Below are 20,686 nucleotides of genomic sequence, written 5' to 3' on the forward strand. Positions count from 1 at the left end.
GGGATGGCGGCCACCGTCGTCCGATACCTCAGGTCCGTCGGCGCCGCCACGGCAGCCGAACCCGTCGAGTTCCTGCCCCGGCCGGACCTGCGGGCCGTACGGGACGACGAGCGGGCACCCGTCGACCCGGCCCAATTCCGGCGTGTGCTCGGGGAGTTCGCGAGCGGGGTCACGGTCGTCACCACCGAGGACGCGGCCGGTCCTGCCGGTTTCGCCTGCCAGTCCTTCGCCTCGCTCTCGCTCGATCCGCCCCTGGTCGCGTTCATGGTGGCGCGTACGTCGACGACCTGGCCGCGCATCGCCCGCGCCGGGGTGTTCTGCGTGAATGTGCTGGGAGAACAACAGGGCCCGCTGTGCCGGGGGTTCGCGGTCAGCGGGGCCGACAAGTTCGCCGGGGTCGCCCATGGTCCGGCGCCCGTGACCGGGTCTCCGCTCCTGGCGGGCGTACCGGCGTGGATCGACTGCCGCGTCCACGCCGTGCACACCGGCGGGGACCACCTGATCGTGGTCGGCCGCGTCGAGGCGCTGGGCGCCACCGGCGACACCGGCCCGCTCCTCTTCCACCGGGGCGGATTCGGGCGCCTCAGCGACTGAGACGGCCCGGGCCCTGGGGCGTGCGTACCGCGTGCGCCGGGGCGCTCACCAGGACGACGCGGTGATGAGCCGGGCGCCCCTGGTCTCCACCCGCACCCTTCCCCGGTCGTCGTACACCTCGCGGCGCCAGTCGGCGAAGACCTCGGCCACCCGGCGGCCCTCCCAGTCGCTGGTACCCGGCGGCGGGTCGAAGGCGACCGTCACCACGGCCTCCTCGGCCTCGCGGTGCTTGCGCACGCGCACCGCCACGACCGAGGGCCACATCCCGTCGTCCGCCTTGGTGAGGTGGTGGGCGTAGTAGTCGGTGAAGTCCCGGGTCATGTCGAACCACCCGGCCGGAAGACAGGGCGCGGCGCTGCCATCGGTGGGTGGGCCAGGAGTGCCGGGATCGGCGTCCGTCGGCGGACCCGGAGTACCCGCATCCGCATCCGTCGGCGGGCCAGGAGTGCCGGGGTCCGCGTCCGTGGGCGGGCCAGGAGTGCCGGGGTCCGCATCCGTCGGCGGGCCAGGAGTGCCGGGGTCCGCGTCCGTCGGCGGACCCGGAGTACCCGCATCCGCATCCGTCGGCGGGCCCGGGGTGCCTGGATCGTCCTCCGTTGCCGGGGTCGTGCCGGTGGGGCCGGGGCGCTCCGTCGCGCGGTCGGCGCAGTTGTCCGTCGACGCGGCCGCCGGCCTGGGCGGGGCGTCGCCCGGGCGGGCCGTGCCGCACGCGGTCACGATGGCGCAGAGCAGGGCCGCCACCAGGACGGCGCCCCGTCTGTCGTTCGGTTTCACGGACACTCCCCCTCGGTGTGCCGGGGGACCTCCCGGTACGGGAACAGCGTTCCCCGCACAGGAAGAGGCGGTCACGCGGCGAACGGTTCCCCGCCGGGGCCCACGCGCCGGATGACCAGCGCCATCAGCGCGGCCGCCGCGCACAGCGCGCCCGAGGCGTACCAGACCACGTCGTAGCTGCCGAACGCGTCGCGGGCCACCCCCGCGAGGAAGGCGACAACGGCCGCGCCGACCTGGTGGGAGGCCAGCACCCAGCCGAAGACGATCGCGCTGTCCTCGCCGTAGTGGCGGCGGCACAGGGCGATGGTCGGCGGCACGGTGGCGACCCAGTCGAGCCCGTAGAAGACGATGAAGAAAATCATCGGCGGGTGCACGGCGGGCGCGAGCAGCATCGGCAGGAACAGGAGCGAGACGCCGCGCAGCGCGTAGTACGTGGCGAGCAGGCGGCGCGATTCGAAGCGGTCGGTGAGCCAGCCCGAGAAGATCGTGCCGGCGACGTCGAAGACACCGACGACGGCGAGGAGCCCGGCGGCCGCGGTGACCGGCATGCCGTGGTCGTGGGCGGCCGGCACGAAATGGGTCTGCACGAGGCCGTTGGTGGAGGCGCCGCAGATCGCGAAGGTGCCCGCGAGCAGCCAGAACGGCCCGGTGCGCGCGGCCTTGACGAGGACGGTCAGGGTCCGGCGGGCCGCGCCCGTGACGGGGGCCGGCTTGGGCACGGGCGCGTCCGACCCGTACGGCGCGAGGCCCACGTCCGCCGGGTGGTCGCGCAGGAGCAGCCAGACGAAGGGGACGACGGCGAGCGCGGCGAGGGCCACCGTGATGGCGGCCGGGCGCCAGCCGTGCGCCTCCACCAGCCAGGAGAGCAGCGGCAGGAAGATCAGTTGGCCGGACGCGGAGGCGGCGGTGAGGATGCCGGTGACCAGGCCGCGGCGCTCGGTGAACCACCGGTTGGTGACGGTCGCGGCGAACGCGAGCGCCATCGAGCCGCTGCCAAGACCCACCAACAGGCCCCAGTACAGCATGAGTTGCCAGGCCGCGTGCATGTACACGGTGAGCCCGGAGCCCGCCGCGATCACGGTCAGGGCGACCGCGACGACCTTGCGGATGCCGAAGCGGTCCATCAGTGCGGCGGCGAACGGCGCGGTCAGTCCGTACAGCGCGAGGTTCACCGAGACCGCCGCGCCGACGGTGCCGCGCGACCACTGGAACTCCTGGTGCAGGGGGTCGATGAGCAGTCCGGGCAGCGAGCGGAAGGCGGCGGCGCCGATGATCGTGACGAAGGCGACGGCCGCCACGGACCAGGCGCGGTGGATGCGGGGTGCGGCCTGACGCGGCCGGGCGGGCCCTGCGGGCCGGTTGGTTGTCTGGGACACGTCACCCAGACTGGCCGGATACCGACGGGCGTACGAGTGGCCCGGAGGTCACCCTTCGCAGGAATCGGGCCAGGGATCCCGGGCCGCGCGGGAATGTCACGCGCGGGTCCGGACTTGTGCGTCACAGGACCGCAGCGCCGCCCACCCCCGCCCATGGAGCGCCAGGATGAACGCCCACCGCACCCGCCACCGCGTCGTGGTGCTCGCCCTCGACGGGCTGCTCCCCTTCGAGCTCGGCATCCCCCAGCGGATATTCGGCCGCGCGAACGGCCCGGCGGGCGGGCCGCTGTACGAGGTGGTCACCTGCTCGGTGCGGCCGCCGGGTCCGGTGCGTACCGACGCGGACTTCTCGGTCCTGATCGAGAACGGGCCCGAGGCGCTGGCCGGCGCGGACACGGTGGTCGTCCCGGCCTCGTACGAGCTGGGCCCGGTCTTCGAAGAGGGTGTCCTCACCCCCGAACTGGCCGCCGCGTTCGCCCTGGTGCGCCCCGGCGCCCGTCTGGTGTCCATCTGTACGGGCGGGTACGTGCTGGCGGCGGGCGGATATCTCGACGGGCGTCGCGCCGCCACGCACTGGGCCCACGCCGAGCACTTCCAGCGTCTGCATCCCAGCGTGGACGTGGATCCCGAGGTGCTGTTCATCGACGACGGTGACGTGCTGACGTCGGCGGGGGTGGCCGCCGGGATCGACCTGTGCCTGCACATCGTGCGGCGCGACCACGGCGCGGCCGTCGCCAACGACGTGGCGCGGCGCATGGTGGTCCCCCCGCACCGGGCCGGCGGCCAGTCGCAGTTCATCCAACGGCCGGTACCCGAGCCCCAGTTGGCGACCACGACGGCCGCGCGCGCCTGGGCGCTGGGACGGCTGCACGAGCCGATCCAGTTGCGGGACATGGCCGAGCGCGAGGCCATGTCGGTGCGCACCTTCACGCGTCGCTTCCGCGAGGAGGTGGGTCTGAGCCCGGGCCAGTGGCTCACCCAGCAGCGCGTGGAGCACGCGCGCCAACTGCTGGAAACGACCGATCTGTCGGTGGACGCGACGGCCCGCGCGGCCGGATTCGGTACGGCGACGTCGCTGCGCCAGCACTTCCAGGCCGCCCTGGGTGTGCCGCCGACCGCCTACCGCCGCACCTTCCGCGCCGGGGCGGCGGGCTGAGCGGGACCCGCGCCGGTGGCCTGGAAGGTCAGCACCCCGCGTGCCACCCGCCCCTCGCGCAGGTCCCGCGCCGCCTCGGCGAAGTCGTCGGAGTTCTGCACGGAGTAGGTCCTGGTGACCAGTTCGTCCAGGAGCAGGGCGCCCTTGAGGTAGAGCTCGCAGTAGCGCGGGATGTCGCGCTGAGGACGTGAACTCCCGTACCGGCAGCCGAGGATGGACTTGTCGAGGAAGAGCGCGGCAGGCAGGAAGGACGCCTCCGTGCCGGGGGCGGTCATGCCGAGCAGAACGGCCTGGCCATGCCGGTCGAGGAGGTCGACGGCGGCGCGGATCAGGGCGGGGTGGCCCACGCATTCGAAGGCGTGGTCGGCGCCGGTGGGCAGGATGTCGCGTACGCCCTGCGCCGAGGGCAGGAAGTGGGTCGCGCCGAACCGGCGGGCCAGCGGCTCCTTCGCCGGGTTGGTGTCCACGGCGACGATCACCGAGGCGCCGGCGACGCGAGCGCCCTGGATGACGTTGAGCCCGATGCCGCCGGTGCCGATGACGACGACGCTCTCGCCGATGTCCACCCGGGCCCGGTTGAGGACGGCGCCGACGCCGGTCAGGACCCCGCAGCCGATCAGGGCCGCCGAGGTGAGCGGCACCTCCTTGGGGATCTTCACCGCCTGGACGGCCTTGACCAGGGTGCGTTCCGCGAAGGCGGAGTTGGCGGCGAACTGGTGGACCGGCCGGCCCGCGCGCGTGAACGGGCGGCCCGGCCTGCCGATCGCCTCCCGGCACATCGTGGGCCGGCCCCGGTCGCACTCCGCGCACGCGCCGCAGCCGGCCAGCGTGGAGAGCGCGACGTGGTCGCCCGGCGCCACGTGCGTCACGCCCGGGCCCACCGCGTCCACCACGCCCGCACCCTCGTGCCCGAGCACCACCGGCACGGGGAAGGGGATCGTTCCGTCGATGACGGACAGGTCCGAGTGGCACAGCCCGGCCGCCGCGACGGCCACCAGCACCTCCCCGGGGCCCGGGGCCCGTATCTCCAGGTCGTCCACGACCTGGGTCCGCTCTCCGTCGAAAAGGACACCTCTCACGGAACCCGGACCTCCCTGGGCAGGCCGAGCACGCGCTCGGCGATGATGGTGCGCTGGATCTCGTCCGAGCCGCCGTAGATCGTGTCGGCCCTGGAGAACAGGAACAGGTGCTGGAACGCGTCGAGTCCGTACGGTTTCGACGCGTCCCAGTCGGCGGACGTCACGGTGGCCGATGCGCCCCGTACGGCCATCGCGAGCTCCCCGAGCCGCCGGTGCCAGCCGCCCCACAGCAGCTTGGCGACGCTGGGCGCGCCCGGGTCCTGGGCGCTGCCGAGGGTGCGCAGGGCGTTCCAGCGCATGACCTTCAGCTCGGCCCACTGGGTGGCGATACGGGCGCGCAGGGCGGGGTCCAGGGGCGCGGGGTCCGCCAGGGTCCGGGCGACGACCTGCTCCAACTCGGCGGCGAACCCGATCTGTTGGGCCAAAGTGGAGACTCCGCGCTCCAGGGCGAGCAAGCTCATGGCGATCGCCCAGCCGTTGCCCTCGCCGCCCACCAGGTGCTCGGCGCGGGCCGTCGCGCCGTCGAAGAACACCTCGTTGAACTCGCTGGTCCCCGTCAGCTGGCGGATCGGCCTGACCTCGATCCTGCCGGGCTGGTCCATCGGCACGAGGAGGAAGGAGAGGCCGTGGTGGCGCCGGGAGCCCGGTTCGGTGCGGGCCAGGACGAAGCACCAGTCGGCCTCGTGGGCCAGGGAGGTCCATATCTTCTGGCCCGTGACGCGGTAGGTGTCGCCCTCGCGGCGGGCGGCCGTGCGGATGCCGGCGAGGTCGGAGCCGGCGCCGGGTTCGCTGTAGCCCTGGCACCAGCGTTCCTCGCCCCGGGCGATCGGGGGCAGGAACCGGTCCTTCTGGGCGGGGGTGCCGTGGGTGAGGAGGGTGGGGGCGAGGAGGTTTTCGCCGATGTGGCCGGTGCGGGGCGGGGCGGCGGCGCGGGCGTACTCCTCCGCCCAGACGACCTGCTGGGTGAGGGTGGCTGTGCGGTTGCCATACGTCCGGTCCGGCCAGCCCAGGCCGATCCATCCGCCCGCCCCCAACGCCCTTTCCCAATCGGGCGGTTGGGCGGACAGGTGCGTGGTGAGCCAGGTTCGGGCCTCCTGGCGGAAGGCGGTGTCGGCGGGGCCGAATCGGAAGTCCACGGTTGCCTCCAGTCTTCGCGCAGTTCCCCGCGCCCCTCACAACCCCGGCCGGCCGGCGCGGGAGCCGTTGCTTGCGGGTGCGGGTCGTGCGTGGCTTGTCGCGCAGTTCCCCGCGCCCCGTTCAACCCCGGCCGGCCAGCGCGGAGCCGTCATTTGCGGGTGCGGGCCGTGCGTGGCTTGTCGCGCAGTTCCCCGCGCCCCTGGCAGGGCTCGTGCCGGCCCGCAGCGGCAACCTCAGCCTGTCATGGGGGTCCCCCCTGGCCCTTAAGGCCTTGGGGGAGATCGAGGACGAGCGCCTTCAGCGCGATACGGGGTCTGGGGCGGAGCCCCAGGGGGTTACGTGTTGGGGCGGGAGCCTGACGCCGCGGCCCGGGCCATGCGGTCCAGGTGGGCCAGCATCGGCATCGGGTCCGTCCCGACCGTGCCGGGAAGGAACTCCGCGATCCGCTCCGGGGTCCAGCCCCCGTCCGCGTACCCCGCACGAAGCTCCCTCGGCTGCGCCCACACCGCGATCTTGGGCCCGGCGACGGTGTACACCTGCCCGGTGATGCCCTCCTCGCGGGCCCGGGCGGACAGCAGATACACCACGAGCGCCGCCACGTCCTCGGGCGACCCGATCTCCGCCAGCTCCATGGGCACGTTCGCGGACATCCGGGTGCGGGCGACGGGCGCCACCGCGTTGGCCGTCACCCCGTACTTGTGCAGCCCGAGCGCGGCGCTGCGGACCAGCGAGATGATGCCCCCCTTCGCCGCGCTGTAGTTGGCCTGGGCCACACTGCCCTGGTGGTTACCGCTGGTGAAGCCGATCAGCGTGCCCGAGCCCTGGCGCCGCATGACCGCCGAGGCCGCGCGGAAGACGGTGAACGTCCCCTTCAGGTGCGTGGCGATGACCGGGTCCCACTCCTGCTCGGACATGTTGAACAGCATGCGTTCGCGCAGGATGCCCGCGACGCAGACCACCCCGTCGATCCGCCCGTACTGGGCGAGCGCGGTGTCCACGACCCGTTGGCCGCCCGCCATCGTGGAGATGTCGTCGGCGACCGCCACCGCCCGGCCGCCCGCCGCGACGATCTCCTTCGCCACCGCGTCGGCCACCTCACTGCTGGGCTCGCCGCCCTCGACCGAGACGCCGTAGTCGTTGACGACGACCTTCGCCCCCTCGGCGGCCGCGGCGAGCGCGACGGCGCGCCCGATGCCCCGGCCCGCCCCCGTCACGGCGACGACCCCGCCTGCCAAGAAGTTCCCCACGCCGGCCCCTTCCCGCGGTTTCTGACGGCCCGTTAGATTCTTGACCGGCCGGACACCCCACCACAACCCCCGGGAGGGACGCGTATGCCACTGCCGCCCGAGTTCCACGAGATCGCCCGCCGCGTGAACAACTGGGGGCGCTGGGGGGCCGAGGACGAGATGGGCACGCTCAACCTCATCACCGACGCCGTCGTGCGCGAGGCCGTCGCGGGCGTGCGCGACGGGCGACGCGTCCCGCTCGCGCTGCCGCTGCGACAGGACGGCGTGCAGACCGGCGTCATCCCGGGCCGGATCAACCCGCTGCACACCATGGTGCAGATCAACCAGGAACTCTTCGGCCCGGGCACCGTCGCGTGCAGCGACGACGCGGTGACGTTCGGGCTCCAGGCGGCCACGCACTGGGACGCGCTGACCCACGTCTCGCACTCGGGCAAGCTCTACAACGGCCGCCCCGCCGCCACCATCACCGCGCACGGCGGCGCCGAGTTCAGCGGCATCGACAAGTTCGGCCCCGTCGTCTCGCGCGGGGTGCTTCTCGACGTCGCCCGCGCCAAGGGGCTCGACCGCCTGGACGGCAGCCACGCGGTCACCCCCGAGGACCTGGCCGAGGCGGAGGAGTTCGCGGGGGTCACGGTGCGCGCCGGTGACATCGTCCTCGTACGGACCGGGCAGATCCAGGTGTATCTGGCCGGGGACCGGCACGGGTACGGCTACCCCTCGCCCGGGCTCTCCGTGCGCACGCCCGAGTGGTTCCACGCGCGCGATGTCGCGGCGGTCGCCAACGACACCCTCACGTTCGAGATCTTCCCGCCGGAGATCGAGGACCTGTGGCTGCCGGTGCACGCGCTCGACCTGGTCGAGATGGGCATGCCGCAGGGCCAGAACTGGAACCTGGAGGAGCTGTCACGGGCCTGCGCGCAGGCCTCGCGCCACACTTTCCTGCTGAGCGCCATGCCCGAGCCGTTCGTCGGCGGCACGGGGACCCCCGTCGCCCCGGTGGCCATCCTGTAGCCGGGCTCCCCGACGGCCGGGGCGGGGCCTTCACGGGTGGCGGCGGCGGGTGCGCGCCCCGAGCACGGCACCGACGCCGCCACCCCGGCACCGGCGGACCGGCTCCGCTCCCCACATTGCGCGAGGAGCCTCGCCCTGGTGGAGCCGACGCCGTGCCGCGACCCGCACTCGCCGAGGCCGTGCGGAGTCCTCGGCGTCCCCTCGCGTCGAATCGCTCATCCCAGGGTGATCAGAGTGCCACCACCCGTCAACACCTGCCGGGCACTTCACCACTTATGCCCTATTGGTGACAGCGCGCGGGGGCACATACGTCACGTTCTCGCACGCCCCGTCCGTGCGCCCCGTGTGCTCCTTGAGCCCCGAATGCCTCGAAAGCTCCGGACCCGGCTGTCTGCCGGGCGTGGCGCGGTCCACCTCGCACCAGATGGACTTGCCCACCCCCTCGGGCCGCCAGCCCCACCGGTCGGCGAGCCCGTCGACGAGTTCGAGGCCGCGCCCGTTGGTGTCGTCGCCCTGCGCGTGGCGCGGCTCGGGCGGCCGACAGCTGACGTCACACACCTCGACCCTTACGGTGCCGCACTCGGCGGGACCCAGCCGCATCCGCAGCACCGCCGGCCGGCCCGTGTGCACCACGGCGTTGGTGACGAGTTCCGAGATCAGCAGGATCAACGTCTCGGCGACCGGCTCGTCGAGCCCTATACCGCAGCCCGCCAGCCGTGAGCGGGCCCACCTGCGGGCCCGGCCCACCTCGGCGGGATCGGGACCGACCTCCAACTGAACCTGAAGCACCTGCACCGTTCACACCATCCGAACCGGCGGACACATCGCCTCGCGCCTCACAGGACCACCAACGGGGTCACGGAACGTGATTCCCGTGCGAGACAGCATGGTTGACGTACAGTCACCGCAACAAGCGCTTCGGGCATATTCCAGCGCGAAGGAGTATGCGTGGTGCATACTGTGCGGCTCACGTCGCGGGGTACCGAACGGGGGCGCGCGGGACGCCTCCGCGCGGTGTCTGCGGCGTGCGTTCCCAGGCCCGGGGCCGCCGCACCGGCACCACCGGGAGAACCGCGCCACACCACCACTCGCATCCCACGGAGAGTACCGGAGAGCGCCCCGGCTCCGGCTCGTGACGAGTGCTCCGGGCCCCCGGCCGCCCACGCACCGTGACCGCTCACCGTACGCAGCCGGACGGCGCCGGCACCCGGCTCCCGGCGCCTGCGGGCGCCCTACAGGGCCGCCGCCAGAACTTCGGCCGCCTCCTTGGCCGACTGCCACTGCTCGGCCCGCACCCAGGCCCGCTTGAGGTGCAGATGGACCTCGGCCTCCCAGGTGAAACCCATGCCGCCGTGCACCTGGAGGCAGTCGCGCGCGCCGCGCACGGCCGCCTCGTCGGCGAGGAGTTTGGCCCCGGCGATCTCGCACGGATCCTGGGTGACGGCCGCCGCGTACACCGCCGCACGCGCCACCTCGGTGCGTACGAGCATGTCGGCGCAGAGGTGTTTCACGGCCTGGAAAGCGCCGATCGGCTGCCCGAACTGGGCGCGGCTCCTGGCGTGTTGCACCGCGAGCTCGGTGCTGCGGGACGCGCTGCCCACCTGTTCGGCGGCGGCGAGCAGGGCCGCTTCGGGCACGTACGTACGGGTTCCGCGCGTACGGTGCAGGGGGGTCAGCGGGTCGACCGAGCGCAGCGCGACGGCGCCCTCGGCGTCCCCCTGGACGTAATCGGCCTCCGCGAGCCAGCCGACGAGGGGGCCGTCGACCCGGGTCACCACGGACTCCCCCGTGGCCGCGCCCGGTTCGGTCCCTGCGGCGAGGTGGGTCGCCACCAGCGGGCCGGGCAGCAGGGCCCGTCCCGCCTCCTCGAACACGAGTGCCGCGTCGGCGAGCGTGAGGCCGACGCCGCCCTCGCGCTCGGGCAGCCGCAGGGCGAAGAAGCCCGCCTCGCCCAGCGCCCGCCACAGCTCCCGGTCGAGCGCGGGCCGCTCCACGGCCGCCCGCAGCGCCGCACGGTCCAGGCGCGCCGCCAGGAGATCGCGCATGGCCGCCCGCAACGCCTTCTGGTCCGCGGTGAGCTGGAAGTCCATCAGCGCCCCTTGGGGAGGCCGAGGATGCGCTCGGCGACGATGTTCCGCTGGATCTGCGAGGTGCCGGCGGCGATGGTGTAGGAGAGCGAGGAGAGCCGGTCCAGGATCAGGGCGCGGCCGAGGTCGAGCGCGTCGGGCCCAAGGACGCGGGCCGCGGTTTCGTACAGCTCCTGACGTGCGTGCGAATAGCGGAGCTTGAAGACGGAACCGCCGACCCCCGGGGCGCCGCCGCCGCGCGTGGACGCGCTGACGTTCCACTGGGTGAGCCGCCACAACGCCGTGAACTCGGCGTTCAGGGCGCCCAGTCGGCGCCTGGTCTCGTCGTCGTCCCAGGCGCCGTTGCGTCTGGCGGTCGCGGCCAGTTCGGTCAGCGTCCTGCGACAGGCGACCACCTCCCCCACGAAGGCCGTGCCGCGTTCGAAGGCCAGCGTCACCATGGTGACCCGCCAGCCGTCGTTCTCCGCACCGACCCGGTGGGCGACCGGCACCCGCACCTCGTCGAGGAACACCTCGGCGAACTCCGCCGAGCCGGCCAGGGTGCGCAGCGGACGGACCGTGATGCCGGGCGCGTCCATCGGCAGGGCGAGCCAGGTGATGCCCCGATGCTTGGGCACGGACGCGTCGATGGGCGCGGTGCGCACCAACAGCTCGCACCAGTCGGCGACTTCCGCGTGCGAGGTCCAGATCTTCGACCCCGTCACCACGTAGTCGTCGCCGTCGCGGACCGCCCGGGTGCGCAGCGCGGCCAGGTCGGAGCCCGCGTCGGGTTCGCTGAAGCCCTGGCACCAGATCTCGTCGCCGCGTAGCACCGGCGGCAGCCAGCGGGCCCGCTGTTCGGGGGTGCCTTCGGCGGCGATGGTGGGGCCCGCGTGCAGCAGCCCGACGAAGTTCGCTCCCACGTAGGGGGCGCCCGCCCTCTCGGTCTCCTCCAGGTAGATGAGGTGCTGCGTGGGCGTGGCGCCCCGCCCCCCGGCCGCCACGGGCCAGTGCAGCCCCGCGTACCCGGCGTCGTACAGCATCCGCTGCCAGCCCGTGTCGTACGCCCTGCGGGCCGGCCAGTCGGACGGGTCGGGCCTGGGCGGCAGCCGGGGCAGCGCCTTCGAGAGCCAGTCACGCAGGCGGGACCTGAAGGCCTCTTCCTCCTCGGTACAGGTGAGGTCCATCAGCGGGCGTGGGCGGGGCCGGGGGCGGTGGCGGTGGCGGTGGCGCGCGGCAGTCCGGACAGGCGCGGTTCGGGCAGTGCGGGTGGTTCGGGCCGTTCAGCCGGTTCGGGCAGTTCAGTCATGGGGATTTCCTCCACACCTGATGGGCCGTCAGACAGCAGGCTAGCCTCCGCGCCTCTGGACCAGCAAGGAGTGGGGGCCTACGCTCTGCGCAGATCTGACGGTACGTCAGTTAGGGGCGGACATGAGCGTCATGACCGGCACCGCACAGGCACTGGAGTCCTCGCGCACGCTCTGGGAGCTGACCGAACGCCGCGCCGCGCTCACCCCTCGGCGTCCGGCTCTGCTCCAGGGCGACCGCGTCCTCACCTTCGGCGCCCTGCGCGAGCGCTGCGAGCGGGCGGCGGCAGGCCTGTACGGCATGGGGGTGCGGCCCGGGACCGTGGTGGCCTGGCAGCTGCCGACCCGTATCGAGACGGTGATCCTGTCGTTCGCGCTCGCCCGGCTCGGCGCGGTGCAGTCGCCCCTGATCCCCTTCTCCCGCGACCGCGAGGCCGGCTTCGCGCTGCGGGAGTCCGGTGCGGAGTTCTTCGCGGTGCCCGGCGTCTGGCGCGGCTTCGACCACACCGCGATGGCGCGCCGACTCGGCGCGCGGGGCGTGTTCGAGGCGTACGACCACCTGCCCGACGGCGATCCGGGGGTGCTGCCGCCGGCGCCAGGGGACGGTACGTCCGTGCGGTGGATCTACTGGACATCGGGGACGACGTCCGACCCCAAGGGCGTGCTGCACACCGACCGTTCATTGATCGCGGGCGGCTCGTGCCTGGCGGGCGCCCTGCGCCTGTCGGAGGCCGACGTCGGCTCCATGGCGTTCCCCTTCGCCCACATAGCCGGGTCCGACTACACCGTGATGCTGCTGCTCCACGGCTTCCCCGCCGTGCTGTTCGAGCACTTCGCGCTGCCGGACGCGCTGGCGGAGTACCGGCGCCACGGCGTCACCGTGGCCGGCGGCTCGACCGCGTTCTACTCGATGTTCCTGGCCGAGCAGCGCAAGCGGCCCGGTGAGCGGATCATCCCCACCCTCCGGCTGCTCGCGGGCGGCGGGGCGCCGAAGCCGCCGGAGGTCTACCACGCGGTCGTGCGCGAGATGGGCGTACAGCTCACCCACGGGTACGGCATGACCGAGGTCCCGATGATCACCATGGGCGACCCCGAGGACACCCCCGAGAACCTGGCCACCACCGAGGGCCGGCCCCCGGCGGGCATGGAGATCCGCGTCACCGACCGGGCGGGCGGGCCGCTCGCGCCCGGGGTGGACGGCGAGGTGCGGCTGCGCGGCGACGCGGTGTGCCGGGGCTATCTCGACCCCGCCCAGTCGAGGGCCGCCTTCGACGCGGACGGGTTCCTGATCACCGGGGACGTGGGGCACGTGCGGGAGTCGGGGCACCTCGTCCTGACCGGGCGGATCAAGGACATCATCATCCGCAAGGGGGAGAACATCTCGGCGAAGGAGATCGAGGACCTGCTGCACACGCACCCGGACGTGGGGGACGCCGCCGTGATCGGCCTGCCGGACGCCGAGCGGGGGGAATTGGTGTGCGCGGTCGTCGAACAGCCGCCGGGCGCACGGGAGTTGACGCTCGCCGGGATCACGGCGCACTTGCGGGCCCAGGGGCTCTCGGCGCACAAGTTGCCCGAGCGGCTTGAGGTGGTGGAGGCGCTGCCGAGAAACGAGACACTGCGGAAGGTGGTGAAATCCACGTTGCGCCAGCGGTTCGGCGGGGCATGACCCAGGGGCCCGCCACCCCTCTGGTGTGGCCCTGCCGCTCTCCCCCAAGGACGGACTCATGGAACTCACCCGCAGACACCTCATACTCGGCGCCGGCGCGATCTCCGCCGCCGCGCTCCTGCCCGGCACCGCGCGCGCCGCCGTGCGCCCCCGCGCGAGCGCGGACCCGGCCCACTGGATGGCCGCGCTGCCCGACAGCCTCTCCCTGCTGCGGATGACCATCCCCGGCACCCACGACTCGTGCTGCACCGACCCGAACAACGGCACCGAGTGGTCGCACACCCAGAACTGGGGTCTGACCCAGCAGTTGCAGGAGGGCATCCGGTTCTTCGACATCCGGGCCAACGGGCTCCAGGGCCACCTCGACGACGCGTTCGGGATCTACCACGCCGGCTACTACCAGGGCATGACGTTCGGCGACGTCCTGACCCAGAGCGCGGCCTTCCTCGACAGCCACCCCGGTGAAGTCCTGCTGATGCGGCTGAAGAAGGAGAGCGGGACCAAGAACGAGGTCGGCGCCAACTTCAAGAACGTACTGAACGTCTATCTGGACCAGAAGGGCTGGCGCTCCCGCTTCCTGCTCACCGACCGGGTGCCCACGCTCGGCGAGGCACGCGGGAAGATCGTCCTCATCGCCCAGTTCGACAACGACTGGCCGGTGCTCCAATGGCCCGGCGGCGACAACGACTTCCTGTCCAATCAGTACATCAAGCTCCAGGACGTCTACCAGGGCCTGTCCTGGCCGTCGAAGAAGACCGCCAAGGTCACCCAGCAGTTCGACAACGCCTTCTACGACCAGGACTCCGCCCAGCTGTACATCAACTTCACCAGCTACGCGGGCGGCGGCTGGCCCAAGGTCAACGCGGACGCGATCATGCCGGGCGTGCAGGGCTATCTGAACGCGCGCCTGAGCGAGCGGACCCATCTGGGCGTCGTCCCGATGGACTTCCCCGACTTCCACGCGGACACGCTGCGCACCCTGATCGACTGGAACTGGCACTGACCCCCGCGCCCCGGGTCCGGGCCGAGCCGGGCGCGGCCGCGCTCAGGGCATCGTCGTGAAGTAGGCGGCGAAGGCGGCCACCGCGTCCGGCTCCGTGACGCGGCCGTCGGCATCCTTGTCCAGGGTCACGGCGACCTCCGCCGCGACCCCGGGCTCGACGCCGAGTGCCCGCAGCGCGCGCTCGGCGTCGGCCACGGCCACCGTGCCGGCGCCGGCCGTGTCGGCCACCGCGAAGGCGGCGTGCAGGAAGGGGCGCGCGATCTCGGTGAAGCCACTGGTGCGGTCCCGCAGCCGTTTGAGCGCGCCCCCCACGAACTCCTTGCGCGTGACCCGCTGGTCGCCGTCCACGTCCGCGATCCCGGCGAGCCCCTGCCACAGCGCCTCCGCGCCGCCGTACAGGGCCTGCCCCTTGTCGCAGCGGGCGGTCGTGCCGAACTCGGCGAGCAGGGCCGCCGCCGCGGTCGAGAAGTCCTCGCGGTCGATCCAGCCGTTGCCGTCCTGGTCGAAGGAGGCGAAGCGGGCCGCCACCCTCCGCTCGTACTCGCCGCTGTCGGGACCGGCTGCGCTGTCTGGGCTGTCCATACTGGCCATGGCGAGAGCGTACGACTCCTGATGCCCGCGCGCGGGGGATACGGCGACGTGTGCCACGGGCGGGGGACGGCGGCGCTGCGGCGCTGGGGGGTGGGCCCGCGTCGCCGCGTCCGTCTTACGCGGAGAGGGGTTCGGCCAGGTCGTCGGATGCGGAGTTCACATCCCCATACACCGCGAACAGCCGGCGTACACCCAGCGCGGCGAGCACCTTGTTCACATGGCTGCCGTCCAGGGCGCCGCGGGCCGGCAGGATCAGGCGGAGCCGGCCCTGGCAGGAGCGCATCAGACGGCGCGCCGCGATGAGCACGCCCACACCGCTCGAATCGCAAAAACGCACCCCCGACAGGTCGAGGACCAGATCCCTGCGGCCCTCGGCGACCGCCTCGTGCACCTGGCGGCGCAGCCGGGGCGAGGTGACCAGATCCAGCTCACCGCTGACCCGCAGCACCGTCCACGTGCCCTGCTCGGACTCGTCCACTCTCAGCGTCACGCCACTGGTCCCTCTCTGTGCTGCCCTGTCCCCCCAGGCGCGGCTGCCCATGCCCACCCACGCGAAACGCGGCCATTACCACCAACTGGCTCGTCGGGGGCGCACTTGGCGCAAACCTCCGCGCATTGTCAGCCCGTCGCATTACATTCGTAGGTACGCACAGACGGGCGCACAGGGGCACAGCAGGGGAACGACAGGGTGGGGGAGCCTATGCCGAAGGACGCGCCACCTCGGTGGGACCGCCGGATGCAGCAGCGGCTCGCGCGCGGCGAGGCGGCCGCGCTCGGTGAGCTCTACGACCGGTTCGCCTCCTTGGTGCACAGCCTCGCCCAGCGCGTGCTCAGCGACGAGGACGCGGCGGACCAGATCACCCGCGAGGTCTTCGGTTACGTCTGGGAGAACCCGGACGCCTACGATCCCAAGCTCGGCTCGATGCGGTCCTGGGTCGCCAAGCTCACCCAGCGCCAGGCCGTGCGGCGGCTGCGCCAGGCGGAGGCGTCCTCGTGCGGCGAGGGCGGGTGCTCGACGGAGGAGCTTGAGCTGAAGGTGCGGCGCGCGTCGGCGGCGGCGCGCGCGGACTACATCGTGACGTCCATGCCCGCGCCGCTGCGTGCCGCCCTTGAGCTGGCCTATTTTCAGCGCCGCGACTACCGGCAGGCCGCCGCCGATCTCAGCATCACCGAGGACGAGGCGCGCCGGCGCCTGCGGCTCGGGCTCCAGCTGCTCTCCTCCGCCAACACCCGGCCGCCGCAGGGAGCGGCGCCGCCCGGATACGGACGGGCGCTGTGAGCGGGCCCATGGAGCAGGGCGAGCCGGTGCCCGACGACGAGCACACCCCGCGCATACCGGCACCGCGCTCGGCCGGCGACGACCTCACGGGCCCCGGCACGTTCGTCCCCGCACCGCGCGATCCGGACGCCGGGGCGGGGGCGGATGCCCGGGCCGGGGCGGATGCCGGGATCGGGGCCGGGGCGGGTACCGGGGCCGGGGCGGATGCCGGGGGCGTGGCCGACGCCGAGATCGGGGCCGGGACCCGGGCCGGGAGCCCGGGCGTGGGGCAGGGGCCGCCCTCGCACACCGTGCTCAAATCGCTGCTCGGGGCCTGGGCGCTCGCCGCGTGTTCCGCCGAGGAGACCGACGCCGTGGAAGCGCACCTCACCGAGTGCGCGCCCTGCGCGGACGAGGCGCTGCGGCTGCGGGACGCGGTGGGCCTGCTCCAGGCCGAGCGCAGCCTCGATCTGGACCCGATGCTGCGCGCCCGCGTCCTGGAGAACTGCCTGGGCCGGCGTCCTGCCCGCATCCCGGTGCCGGCCTGGGCGGCGCCGTACGACGCCGAGACCGCCCGGCTCGACGCGCTGCTCAACGACTTCGGGGACGCCGAATGGCACGCGCCGGTGCGCCTGAAATGGTTCGAGGACGACCGTCCGGCCAGCCGCAGGACGACGGTCGCCGGGGTCATCGGGCATCTGATGACCGTCGACGCGATGGTCGCCACCGCGCTCGGTCTGGACGAGCCGGTGCGGATGGACCCCGAGGACGCCGCATCGGCGGCCGGGCCCACCGCGCGGACCGAGGCGCTGTGGCGGGCCGCGCGGTACCCGCTGACCCGCACGGTCCGCGAGCCCTGGCGCGAGCAGTCCCACACGCTGATCCGCACGGTGTCCTTCGCGGGCGGCGGTTCGGCCGAACTGGACGTCGCGTGCGGGGAGTTCGCCCTGCCGGTGCGGGACGCGATGCTGGACCGGGCCTTCGAGTGCTGGATCCACGCGGGTGACATCGCCGATGCCGTGGACTATCCCTACGATCCGCCGTCCGGCGCGCATCTGCACCGCATGATCGACCTGGCGGTACGGGTCCTGCCCGCCACGCTCGCGGGCCGCCGCAGGGCCGGGCTCGCCTCGCCGCCGCGCGGGCTTGTCGCGGCGGGCTCCCCGGGGCGTTCGCTGCGTCTGGAGATCGAGGGCGTGGGCGGCGGCGACTGGCACATCGCGCTCGACTCGCCGGCCGCCCTGGCCTCCCCCGCGCACGAGGTGGCCCATGTGGCCCTGGACGGCGTGGAGTTCTGCAAGCTGGCCGCGGGCCACGTACCGCCCGAGGAGGCGGCGGCCGGTCAGCTGGGCGACCGCGAGGCCATCAGCGACGTCCTGTTCGCGGCCGCGTCACTGAGCCGGCTGTGAGCGGGGGCGCGGCCCGGGGCCGAAGGCCGCGCCCGTCCGCCCCCGCCGGGCACCGCGTCAGGCGAAGACGACCGTACGGCGCCCGTTGAGCAGGATGCGGTGCTCGGCGTGCCACTTCACCGCCCGCGCGAGGGCCTGACACTCCACGTCGCGGCCGATCGCGACGAGCTGGGCCGGAGTGACGTCGTGCCCGACGCGCTCCACCTCCTGCTCGATGATCGGCCCCTCGTCGAGGTCGGCCGTCACATAGTGCGCGGTCGCGCCGATCAGCTTCACGCCGCGCGCGTGCGCCTGGTGATAGGGCTTGGCGCCCTTGAAGCTCGGCAGGAACGAGTGGTGGATGTTGATGATCCGGCCACTGAGCTGCTTGCACAGGTCGTCCGAGAGCACCTGCATGTACCGGGCGAGCACCACCAGCTCCACCCGCTCCTCGCGCACCAGCGTCACCAGGCGCGCCTCGGCCGCGGCCTTGGTGTCCTTGGTGACCGGGATGTGGTGGAAGGGCACGTGGTAGGAGGCGACGAGTTCGGCGAAGTCGGTGTGGTTGGAGACGACCGCCGCGATCTCCACGGGCAGCGCGCCCGACTGCGCGCGGAACAGCAGGTCGTTCAGGCAGTGTCCGAACTTCGACACCATCAGGATGATCCGCATCCGCTCCTCGGGGCGGTGGATCCCCCACTCCATCTGGAAGGAGTCGCCGACGGCGGCGAAGCTGGCGCGCAGCTTGTCGACGGTCACCGGGGCCTCGGCCGAGAAGTGGACGCGCATGAAGAACAGACCGGTGTCACGGTCGCCGAACTGCTGACTGTCCTCGATGTTGCAGCCCGTGATGAACAGATAGCTCGACACGGCATGCACGATGCCCTGTTTGTCCGGACAGGAGAGCGTGAGGACATACTGGTCAGTCATCCAGGAAGGATGCCACACCAGCGCCCTCCGGCTCCTGGCCGACCAGGATCCGGACCCACGGGCCCCGGGCGGAACGGATCAGGCCGAGCGGGTCAGGATCCTCAGCACTTCGAGCGAGCGCGGCGGCGCGTCGGGGTCCTCGCCGTCGCTCTCCGCGAGCCGTACGTGCGCCTCGCGCGCCGCCCGCACGGCCTCCGGCCATGCCTCGTGGGCGAGGTAGGCGGAGACCGGGGCGTCCGCGCCGACCTGGTGCATGATCCGCAGGACCCGCAGCACGGCGGCGTCCACCAGAGCCGCCTCACCGGAGTCGCGGAAGATCGTGCCGACGTATTTCTCCGCCGACCAGTTGTCCAGCCAGGTGTCCTCGACGAGCCGGTACACGGCGTCGGTGACGTCCCCGAACCCTTCGCGCCCGGCCAGCCAGGTCTCCTCGTGGAAGACGGGGTCGGAGAGCATGTGCAGCGCGGACCGTACGTGAGTACGCCAGCGCCACCACGGCATGTCATTCAACGGCATGCCGCCCATGGTGGAGGAGCGACGGCCGCGACGGGAAGAGCCTGCTGAACCTTGCTGCACGTTTTCGATCGTACGTTCCCCCCGACGTCCGCTCGATCGGCCCCCGCAATTCACCCGTTCCTCACCCTGCGTTGAGGCATGCTCACAACTGCGTTACCCCTGGCCCGGAAGGGTGCGGGCCCATGACCGGTTACGGATGGCGGCGCCGTGGGGGTCCGGACCGGCCCCGCCGCTCGATCAGCTCGTCGGCCCGGCCGGGCCCGGCGCGTTCGTCCGGCACGACGGCCACCGTGTTCGCCACGTGCTCGGCGGTGGGCGCCGCCCTGCTGGCCGGCTGCGGTGTGCTCCCTGGGGTCTCGGGGGGCTCCAGGGAGCCCATCACCGTCATGACCTGGGCCCCCGACGGCACCTCCGCCACCAATGCCCCCGGCATGCCCGCCATGGCCGAGGCGTTCGCGCGCTGGGTGAACGCGGCCGGCGGCATCGACGGCCACCGGCTCACCGTGCTCACCTGCAACGAGCACAACACCGACAACGGCGCGTCCGACTGCGCGCGGCGCGCGGTGAAGGAGCACGCGGTCGCCGTCGTCGGCTCCTACAGTCAGTACGACAACGCCTTCATCCCCCCGCTCGAAGTCGCCGGCATCCCCTACCTCGGGGGATACGGCATCTCCGACCGCGAGTTCACCAGCGCCCTCTCCTACCCCGTCAACGGCGGCCAGGCCGCACTCATCGCGGGCAGCGGGCAGCAGCTCGCCGCCGAGTGCGGGCAGGTCTCCCTGGTACGGCCCGACACCCTCGCCGGCGACGTCCTGCCCACACTGCTCAACGCCGGGCTGCTCGCCGCGCACCACGAGGCGGCCGTCGACATCCGCACCGCCGAGGACGCGGGCGACTACACCGCGGAGGCGCGCCGGGCGCTCGATCGGGCCGGGGCGGCGGACAGCGGCGCCGGACGCAAGGGGCCCGGGCAGAAGGCGGGCAGGGGCTGTGTGACGGCGGTGCTCGGCGACCGCACCGAGACGTTCTTCGACTCCTTCCGGCGGGTGGCGAGCGACGGGGAGAAGGTGCGGGTGGCGTCCGTCATCGGCTCGGTCGGCCAGCCGCTGCTCGACCGCACCGGCGGCAAGGACGGCCCCTTCGAGGGCGCGTACGTCACCGGCTGGTACCCGGAGTCCGACGACCCGCGCTGGGAGCCGATGAAGAAGGTCATCAGGGAACACGCCTTCGGGGACGACGCGATCGACGCCGCCGACGCCGGGGTGCAGACGACGTGGATCGCCTACACCGCTCTGAAGACGGTGGTGGAGTCCCTCCACAAGGACTCCGTGCGGGCCGTCGATCTGGTGCGCGCGCTCAACAAGGGCGTCACCGTGGACACCGGTGGCCTCACGCCCGTGCTGCGCTGGCGCTTCGAGGACATGCTCGCGGCGGCGGACTTCCCGCGCATCATCAACCGCCAGGTGACCTTCCAGGTGGTGCGCGAGGGGCGGCTGGTCGCCGTCAAGAAGGGCTTCACCGACGTGAGTTCGACCCTGGAGGCGTCCGCCGCCAACGGCTGAGCCGGGCGGGGCGGGTGGTCCG

Annotated in this window: 21 protein-coding genes; 8 read left to right on the forward strand and 13 right to left on the reverse strand. The window is 73.0% G+C overall.

From position 1 onward, the window contains the following. Window positions 1-3 precede the first annotated feature (3 nt). A complete protein-coding gene (locus ABR738_RS17960) occupies window positions 4-594 on the forward strand; it encodes a flavin reductase family protein (protein ID WP_350234630.1) in 591 nt (196 codons plus the stop codon). Window positions 595-639: 45 nt separating this feature from the next. Here the strand turns inward: ABR738_RS17960 and ABR738_RS17965 are convergent, their stop codons facing one another. Together ABR738_RS17965 and ABR738_RS17970 are read right to left on the reverse strand one after the other, a co-directional pair. After that, window positions 640-915 carry a hypothetical protein gene (locus tag ABR738_RS17965; protein WP_350230996.1) on the reverse strand — a complete coding sequence of 92 codons (276 nt, stop codon included), beginning with the start codon at window positions 913-915 and terminating at the stop codon, window positions 640-642. Window positions 916-1,439: 524 nt separating this feature from the next. Next, window positions 1,440-2,744 (reverse strand): MFS transporter, encoded by a 1,305-nt coding sequence (locus ABR738_RS17970; RefSeq protein ID WP_350230997.1) that lies wholly within the window; start codon window positions 2,742-2,744, stop codon window positions 1,440-1,442. Between the two features lie 166 nt (window positions 2,745-2,910). On the opposite strand from ABR738_RS17970, the gene ABR738_RS17975 reads away from it, so the two are divergent. Next, window positions 2,911-3,900: a GlxA family transcriptional regulator gene (locus ABR738_RS17975; RefSeq protein ID WP_350230998.1), complete on the forward strand. Its 990-nt coding sequence runs from the start codon at window positions 2,911-2,913 to the stop codon at window positions 3,898-3,900. Here the strand turns inward: ABR738_RS17975 and ABR738_RS17980 are convergent. The 3 genes from ABR738_RS17980 to ABR738_RS17990 form a co-directional block, all read right to left on the reverse strand. Then, the gene (locus ABR738_RS17980) at window positions 3,864-4,979 is read right to left on the reverse strand and encodes a Zn-dependent alcohol dehydrogenase (RefSeq protein WP_350230999.1); all 1,116 of its coding nucleotides are present in this window, start codon (window positions 4,977-4,979) and stop codon (window positions 3,864-3,866) included. The genes ABR738_RS17975 and ABR738_RS17980 overlap by 37 nt on opposite strands. Beyond that, window positions 4,976-6,115, reverse strand: a complete 1,140-nt coding sequence (locus ABR738_RS17985) for an acyl-CoA dehydrogenase family protein (RefSeq protein WP_350231000.1) — start codon at window positions 6,113-6,115, stop codon at window positions 4,976-4,978. The genes ABR738_RS17980 and ABR738_RS17985 overlap by 4 nt, the downstream gene beginning before the upstream one ends. 336 nt (window positions 6,116-6,451) lie before the next feature. Next, window positions 6,452-7,363 (reverse strand): SDR family NAD(P)-dependent oxidoreductase, encoded by a 912-nt coding sequence (locus ABR738_RS17990; RefSeq protein WP_350231001.1) that lies wholly within the window; start codon window positions 7,361-7,363, stop codon window positions 6,452-6,454. Between the two features lie 84 nt (window positions 7,364-7,447). Between ABR738_RS17990 and ABR738_RS17995 the strand changes: the two genes are divergently transcribed. Continuing rightward, window positions 7,448-8,374 (forward strand): cyclase family protein, encoded by a 927-nt coding sequence (locus ABR738_RS17995; RefSeq protein ID WP_350231002.1) that lies wholly within the window; start codon window positions 7,448-7,450, stop codon window positions 8,372-8,374. Window positions 8,375-8,647: 273 nt separating this feature from the next. On the opposite strand, the gene ABR738_RS18000 is transcribed toward ABR738_RS17995, so the two are convergent. The 4 genes from ABR738_RS18000 to ABR738_RS18015 all read right to left on the reverse strand — a co-directional run bounded on the left by ABR738_RS18000 (window position 8,648) and on the right by ABR738_RS18015 (window position 11,749). Further along, window positions 8,648-9,169 (reverse strand): ATP-binding protein, encoded by a 522-nt coding sequence (locus tag ABR738_RS18000; protein ID WP_350231003.1) that lies wholly within the window; start codon window positions 9,167-9,169, stop codon window positions 8,648-8,650. A 437-nt stretch (window positions 9,170-9,606) separates the two neighbouring features. Continuing rightward, window positions 9,607-10,464, reverse strand: coding sequence for an acyl-CoA dehydrogenase family protein (locus tag ABR738_RS18005; RefSeq protein WP_350231004.1), 858 nt, complete (start codon window positions 10,462-10,464; stop codon window positions 9,607-9,609). Next, the gene (locus ABR738_RS18010) at window positions 10,464-11,627 is read right to left on the reverse strand and encodes an acyl-CoA dehydrogenase family protein (RefSeq protein ID WP_350231005.1); all 1,164 of its coding nucleotides are present in this window, start codon (window positions 11,625-11,627) and stop codon (window positions 10,464-10,466) included. Before ABR738_RS18010 ends, ABR738_RS18005 begins: the two co-directional genes overlap by 1 nt. Further along, window positions 11,627-11,749 carry a hypothetical protein gene (locus ABR738_RS18015; RefSeq protein WP_350231006.1) on the reverse strand — a complete coding sequence of 41 codons (123 nt, stop codon included), beginning with the start codon at window positions 11,747-11,749 and terminating at the stop codon, window positions 11,627-11,629. The genes ABR738_RS18010 and ABR738_RS18015 overlap by 1 nt, the downstream gene beginning before the upstream one ends. A 131-nt stretch (window positions 11,750-11,880) precedes the next feature. Between ABR738_RS18015 and ABR738_RS18020 the strand changes: the two genes are divergently transcribed. Together ABR738_RS18020 and ABR738_RS18025 are read left to right on the forward strand one after the other, a co-directional pair. Further along, window positions 11,881-13,416 (forward strand): class I adenylate-forming enzyme family protein, encoded by a 1,536-nt coding sequence (locus ABR738_RS18020; RefSeq protein WP_350234631.1) that lies wholly within the window; start codon window positions 11,881-11,883, stop codon window positions 13,414-13,416. Between the two features lie 58 nt (window positions 13,417-13,474). Next, window positions 13,475-14,419, forward strand: a complete 945-nt coding sequence (locus tag ABR738_RS18025) for a phosphatidylinositol-specific phospholipase C (protein ID WP_350231007.1) — start codon at window positions 13,475-13,477, stop codon at window positions 14,417-14,419. A gap of 42 nt (window positions 14,420-14,461) precedes the next feature. Here the strand turns inward: ABR738_RS18025 and ABR738_RS18030 are convergent, their stop codons facing one another. Both ABR738_RS18030 and ABR738_RS18035 read right to left on the reverse strand, forming a co-directional pair. Continuing rightward, the gene (locus ABR738_RS18030) at window positions 14,462-15,010 is read right to left on the reverse strand and encodes an EF-hand domain-containing protein (RefSeq protein WP_350231008.1); all 549 of its coding nucleotides are present in this window, start codon (window positions 15,008-15,010) and stop codon (window positions 14,462-14,464) included. Between the two features lie 115 nt (window positions 15,011-15,125). After that, window positions 15,126-15,500 (reverse strand): STAS domain-containing protein, encoded by a 375-nt coding sequence (locus ABR738_RS18035; protein ID WP_350231009.1) that lies wholly within the window; start codon window positions 15,498-15,500, stop codon window positions 15,126-15,128. 210 nt (window positions 15,501-15,710) lie between these two features. On the opposite strand from ABR738_RS18035, the gene ABR738_RS18040 reads away from it, so the two are divergent. Continuing rightward, window positions 15,711-16,289, forward strand: coding sequence for a sigma-70 family RNA polymerase sigma factor (locus ABR738_RS18040; RefSeq protein ID WP_350231010.1), 579 nt, complete (start codon window positions 15,711-15,713; stop codon window positions 16,287-16,289). A gap of 8 nt (window positions 16,290-16,297) precedes the next feature. Beyond that, window positions 16,298-17,677 (forward strand): zf-HC2 domain-containing protein, encoded by a 1,380-nt coding sequence (locus ABR738_RS18045; RefSeq protein ID WP_350234633.1) that lies wholly within the window; start codon window positions 16,298-16,300, stop codon window positions 17,675-17,677. A 57-nt stretch (window positions 17,678-17,734) separates the two neighbouring features. Here ABR738_RS18045 and purU read toward each other — a convergent pair whose 3' ends face one another. Both purU and ABR738_RS18055 read right to left on the reverse strand, forming a co-directional pair. Continuing rightward, complete coding sequence (gene purU / locus ABR738_RS18050; RefSeq protein WP_350231011.1) at window positions 17,735-18,586, reverse strand: formyltetrahydrofolate deformylase; 852 nt, start codon at window positions 18,584-18,586, stop codon at window positions 17,735-17,737. Between the two features lie 78 nt (window positions 18,587-18,664). Beyond that, entirely contained in the window at window positions 18,665-19,111 is a 447-nt protein-coding gene (locus tag ABR738_RS18055; protein WP_350234634.1) for an SCO4402 family protein, read from the reverse strand. A 173-nt stretch (window positions 19,112-19,284) separates the two neighbouring features. Here ABR738_RS18055 and ABR738_RS18060 point away from each other — a divergent pair, with 173 nt between their 5' ends. Next, a complete protein-coding gene (locus tag ABR738_RS18060) occupies window positions 19,285-20,664 on the forward strand; it encodes an ABC transporter substrate-binding protein (protein WP_350231012.1) in 1,380 nt (459 codons plus the stop codon). Window positions 20,665-20,686 lie beyond the last annotated feature (22 nt).

The organism is Streptomyces sp. Edi4, assembly GCF_040253615.1.
Classification (GTDB): domain Bacteria; phylum Actinomycetota; class Actinomycetes; order Streptomycetales; family Streptomycetaceae; genus Streptomyces.

Bases quoted from the DNA above. Each gene is read 5' to 3' on its own strand.
- ABR738_RS17960 (WP_350234630.1), top strand. From the start codon at position 4: ATGGCGGCCACCGTCGTCCGATACCTCAGGTCCGTCGGCGCCGCCACG.
- ABR738_RS17965 (WP_350230996.1), bottom strand. From the start codon at position 915: ATGACCCGGGACTTCACCGACTACTACGCCCACCACCTCACCAAGGCG.
- ABR738_RS17975 (WP_350230998.1), top strand. From the start codon at position 2,911: ATGAACGCCCACCGCACCCGCCACCGCGTCGTGGTGCTCGCCCTCGAC.
- ABR738_RS17995 (WP_350231002.1), top strand. From the start codon at position 7,448: ATGCCACTGCCGCCCGAGTTCCACGAGATCGCCCGCCGCGTGAACAAC.
- ABR738_RS18005 (WP_350231004.1), bottom strand. From the start codon at position 10,464: ATGGACTTCCAGCTCACCGCGGACCAGAAGGCGTTGCGGGCGGCCATG.
- ABR738_RS18010 (WP_350231005.1), bottom strand. From the start codon at position 11,627: ATGGACCTCACCTGTACCGAGGAGGAAGAGGCCTTCAGGTCCCGCCTG.
- ABR738_RS18015 (WP_350231006.1), bottom strand. From the start codon at position 11,749: ATGACTGAACTGCCCGAACCGGCTGAACGGCCCGAACCACCCGCACTG.
- ABR738_RS18020 (WP_350234631.1), top strand. From the start codon at position 11,881: ATGACCGGCACCGCACAGGCACTGGAGTCCTCGCGCACGCTCTGGGAG.
- ABR738_RS18025 (WP_350231007.1), top strand. From the start codon at position 13,475: ATGGAACTCACCCGCAGACACCTCATACTCGGCGCCGGCGCGATCTCC.
- ABR738_RS18030 (WP_350231008.1), bottom strand. From the start codon at position 15,010: ATGGCCAGTATGGACAGCCCAGACAGCGCAGCCGGTCCCGACAGCGGC.
- ABR738_RS18040 (WP_350231010.1), top strand. From the start codon at position 15,711: ATGCCGAAGGACGCGCCACCTCGGTGGGACCGCCGGATGCAGCAGCGG.
- ABR738_RS18045 (WP_350234633.1), top strand. From the start codon at position 16,298: ATGGAGCAGGGCGAGCCGGTGCCCGACGACGAGCACACCCCGCGCATA.
- purU (WP_350231011.1), bottom strand. From the start codon at position 18,586: ATGACTGACCAGTATGTCCTCACGCTCTCCTGTCCGGACAAACAGGGC.
- ABR738_RS18055 (WP_350234634.1), bottom strand. From the start codon at position 19,111: ATGGGCGGCATGCCGTTGAATGACATGCCGTGGTGGCGCTGGCGTACT.
- ABR738_RS18060 (WP_350231012.1), top strand. From the start codon at position 19,285: ATGACCGGTTACGGATGGCGGCGCCGTGGGGGTCCGGACCGGCCCCGC.